General features: G+C 76.3%; 3 protein-coding genes. 1 reads left to right on the top strand and 2 read right to left on the bottom strand.

The annotated features are described in order from the left end of the window. Positions 1 to 22: 22 nt before the first annotated feature. A complete protein-coding gene (locus L1885_RS26000) occupies positions 23 to 757 on the bottom strand; it encodes a VOC family protein (RefSeq protein WP_235799607.1) in 735 nt (244 codons plus the stop codon). 439 nt (positions 758 to 1,196) lie between these two features. On the opposite strand from L1885_RS26000, the gene L1885_RS25995 reads away from it, so the two are divergent. Next, positions 1,197 to 1,628, top strand: a complete 432-nt coding sequence (locus L1885_RS25995) for a response regulator (RefSeq protein ID WP_235799606.1) — start codon at positions 1,197 to 1,199, stop codon at positions 1,626 to 1,628. A 90-nt stretch (positions 1,629 to 1,718) separates the two neighbouring features. Here L1885_RS25995 and L1885_RS25990 read toward each other — a convergent pair whose 3' ends face one another. Then, positions 1,719 to 3,101, bottom strand: coding sequence for an FAD-binding oxidoreductase (locus L1885_RS25990; protein ID WP_235799605.1), 1,383 nt, complete (start codon positions 3,099 to 3,101; stop codon positions 1,719 to 1,721). Positions 3,102 to 3,277: the final 176 nt, after the last annotated feature.

Genomic DNA, 3,277 nt, shown 5'->3' with positions numbered 1-3,277 from the left:
GCCCCGCCCGGCCGCCGGGGCGTCAGGCCGTCGTCAGCGTGAACAGCCCGCCGTCCGGGTCGCGCAGCGTCACGATCTGCGCGGCGCCGTTCGCCGGGTCGGGCGCCGCCGGGAGGGCGACGGAGCCGCCCGCGGCGGTGGCGGCCCTGATCGCGGCGGCCAGGTCCCGCACCCGGAAGTGCACCTCCCAGCGGGGCCGGACCTGCGGGTCGGGCGGTGTCTCCAGCGCCCCGCCGTACAGTTCGGCCACGGTGCAGCCGTCCACGGTCACCCGCACGTGGTCCTCCTCGTAGCGGACGTCGCACCGCGACTCGGGGCCGGCGGCCCAGCCCAGCACCTCCGCGTAGAAGATCGCCGCGGCGAACGCGTCCCGGGTCCGCAGCCGGACCGTCGCGGGCGCCGCGCCGCGCCCGACCGACCAGTTGTCCATCGTCATCCCGGCCCAGAAGCCGAACGTGGCGCCCTGCGGGTCGGCGGCGAGCGCCGCCCTGCCCGCCGTCATCGTCAGCGGCCCCACCGCCACGGTGGCGCCGCGCTCGCGGATGCGGGCGGCGGTCGCGTCGGCGTCGGCGACGCCGAAGTACGGGAGCCACGCGACGCCCGCGCGCAGGCTGCCGGCGACCGCGCCCACGCCCGCCACCGGGGACCCGTCCTCGTCGAGCGCGACGGCGAACTCGCCGCCGAGCGGCGTCGCGCGGAACCGCCAGCCGAGCACCGCCCCGTAGAAGTCCCTGGCCGAGCCCAGGTCGTGGGTCATCAGGCTCACCCAGCAGGGCGCACCCGACAGGGCACTCGACGGTACCGGGGTGTGGGGTGACCGCTCCATGATGGGTTCCTCAACGCCTTTCCGTGCGGGGACCCGCCGGAGCGCCGGCGGGTACGGAGGTGATCAGACTTCTCCTTCCCCGCCGCCGTGTCCTGGCGGCTCGCCGGGGCGGCCCGGGTGGGACAGGTGTCCAGGGCGCGGGCTCTCCCGCCGGGCCCGCGCGTCCGCGCGATCCCGCGCGCGCGGGCGCCCGCGCCGCCGCGTGCGGGCGCGGGCCGGCGGCGCCCGCGCCCGCACGCGCAACCCGCGCCGGGCGCGGCCCACTTGGGGCGCGGCGCCCCTCCCCGCGCGAGGCCGCCGCAGACGCCGGCGGACGCCGGAAACCGGCAAAAGCCGGACGGCGAAGCGGAGTCCGTCCTACTCTCTAGTTGTGTCAGGCGCGTCGGGTCGGGTGCTCGTTGTCGACGACAACCGAGTCATCCGGCAGTTGATCAGGGTCAACCTCGAACTGGAGGGTTTCGAGGTCGTGACCGCTGCCGACGGCGTCGAGTGCCTGGAGGTGGTCCACGAGGTCGCCCCCGACGTCATCACGCTCGACGTCGTGATGCCGCGCCTCGACGGACTCCAGACGGCCGCCTTGCTGCGGGGCGATCCGCGCACCCGCGACCTGCCCCTCGCGCTCATCAGCGCGGGCACCCGGCACGAGCAGGAGTCCGGGCACGAGGCCGCCGCGGACGCGTTCCTCGCCAAGCCCTTCGAGCCCGCCGAACTGGTCCGCCTCGTGCGGCGGCTGGCCCGCGGCAGGGTCCGCACCGGGGCGGCGTGCCGCGCCGGCGAACCCACACGCCCGGCCTGCGGCTGAGCGGCCTTCCCGGCGACGTGCCCGCGGCCTGCGCCGCCCGCGGCCGGTGCCGCGACGTGCCCGCGGCCGGTGCCGCGACGTGCCCGCCTCTCACGCGTCGTGCGGCGCAGCCTCCACCGTGGCGTGGAACAGGCCCCGCGGGTCGTACTCGGCCTTGACGGCCTCGAGCCTGTCGTAGTGGCCGCGGTAGCTCGCCCTGACGTTGCCGGGACCCTCGCCCGCGCCCATGAAATTGACGTATCCGCCGCCCATCGAGCTGGGCCGCAGCGCGTTCCAGTAGTCCACGCACCACTGCCTCAGGGCGTCGGCGTTCGCCGGATCGGGGTCGATGCCCGCCACGACGCACGACCACATCGCGTCGCGGTAGGCCCAGGCGGTCGCGTCGGGCCCCGGCCGGTGCGCGGCGCCGTCCACCGGGTAGAGGTGCATGGTCGACAGAGGCGTCGGCAAGCTGTTGCCGAAGCGGTTGTGGACGTCGACGGCCTCGTCCGTGATGCGGTCGAAGAACGCCCCGCGCCAGTACCACTGCAGGCCGGGCGGCAGCAGGTCGTCGAACATGGACTGGAGTGCCGGATAGGGCATGCGGGCCGTGAAGTGGAAGGCGGGCGGGCCCGCCTCGCGCACCGGCGCGACCGCCTCCTCCAGGTCGCCCGGGTCGCCCGTCCAGCACCAGACGACGCCGCACATCGCCTGTCCGTGGATCTCCTCGGGGAACGGCGGCCCCGGCGGAACGCGCAGCTCCGCGAAGAACCCGGTGAGGTCCTCGACGGCGGACGGCAGGAAGCGCCGGTACCAGTCCAGGACGTCGGGGATCAGCTCGGCCGGCCACAGGGTCACGGCCACCCCGACCGTGTCGACGGGGTGCAGGCGGAAGGTGAAGGACGTGACGACGCCGAAGTTGCCGCCGCCGCCGCGCAGCGCCCAGAACAGGTCGGGGTGGCGCTGTTCGTCCGCGGTGACGAACCGGCCGTCGGCGAGCACCACGTCGGCCGCGAGCAGGTTGTCGGACGTCAGTCCGTAGCGGCGGGTGAGGTGGCCGTGGCCCCCGCCGAGCGCGAGGCCTCCCACGCCCGTCGTCGACTGGATGCCCGCCGGGGTGGCGAGCCCGAAGGCGTGGGCCGCGTGGTCGAGGTCGCCGAGCAGACTGCCGCCGCCCACCATGGCGGTCCTGCTCTCCGGGTCCACGTGGGCCCAGCGCATCGGCGCCAGGTCCAGCACCACGGCGTCGTCGGCCACACTCAGGCCGGCGCCGCTGTGCCCGCCGCCGCGCACCGTCGTGCGCAGCCCGTGCTCCCGGACGAAGTCGACCGCCTCCATGACGTCGCCCGCGTCGGAGCAGCGCAGCACCGCGGCGGGCCTGCGGTCGATCATCGCGTTGTACAGGGCGCGCCGGCGCCCGTAGTCCGGGTCCTCCGGGCCGGTGACCGGGCCGCGCAGTTCGGCCCTCATCTCGTCGAGTGTCGTGCCCTCCATGACGGCCTCCGTCAATGCGGGCCCGCGCTCGTGCGCGACCCGCCGCGTACGTGCTCCGCCGGCGCCGGGGGGCGGCGACGATGCGCCCGCGCCCGGGCCGCGGCAGGTCACTCCATGGTCCCGCCGCCCGCCGGCACCGGCAACGCGCCGGAGTGCGCGCCGGCAGCCGCGGGCCG

It is taken from the genome of Streptomyces fuscigenes (genome assembly GCF_021556455.1).
GTDB lineage: Bacteria > Actinomycetota > Actinomycetes > Streptomycetales > Streptomycetaceae > Streptomyces > Streptomyces fuscigenes.
The sequence above is the reverse complement of the archived record's forward strand: the minus strand, read 5'-3'. Positions and strand labels throughout refer to the sequence as shown.

Bases quoted from the DNA above. Each gene is read 5' to 3' on its own strand.
- L1885_RS25990 (WP_235799605.1), bottom strand. From the start codon at position 3,101: ATGGAGGGCACGACACTCGACGAGATGAGGGCCGAACTGCGCGGCCCG.
- L1885_RS26000 (WP_235799607.1), bottom strand. From the start codon at position 757: ATGACCCACGACCTGGGCTCGGCCAGGGACTTCTACGGGGCGGTGCTC.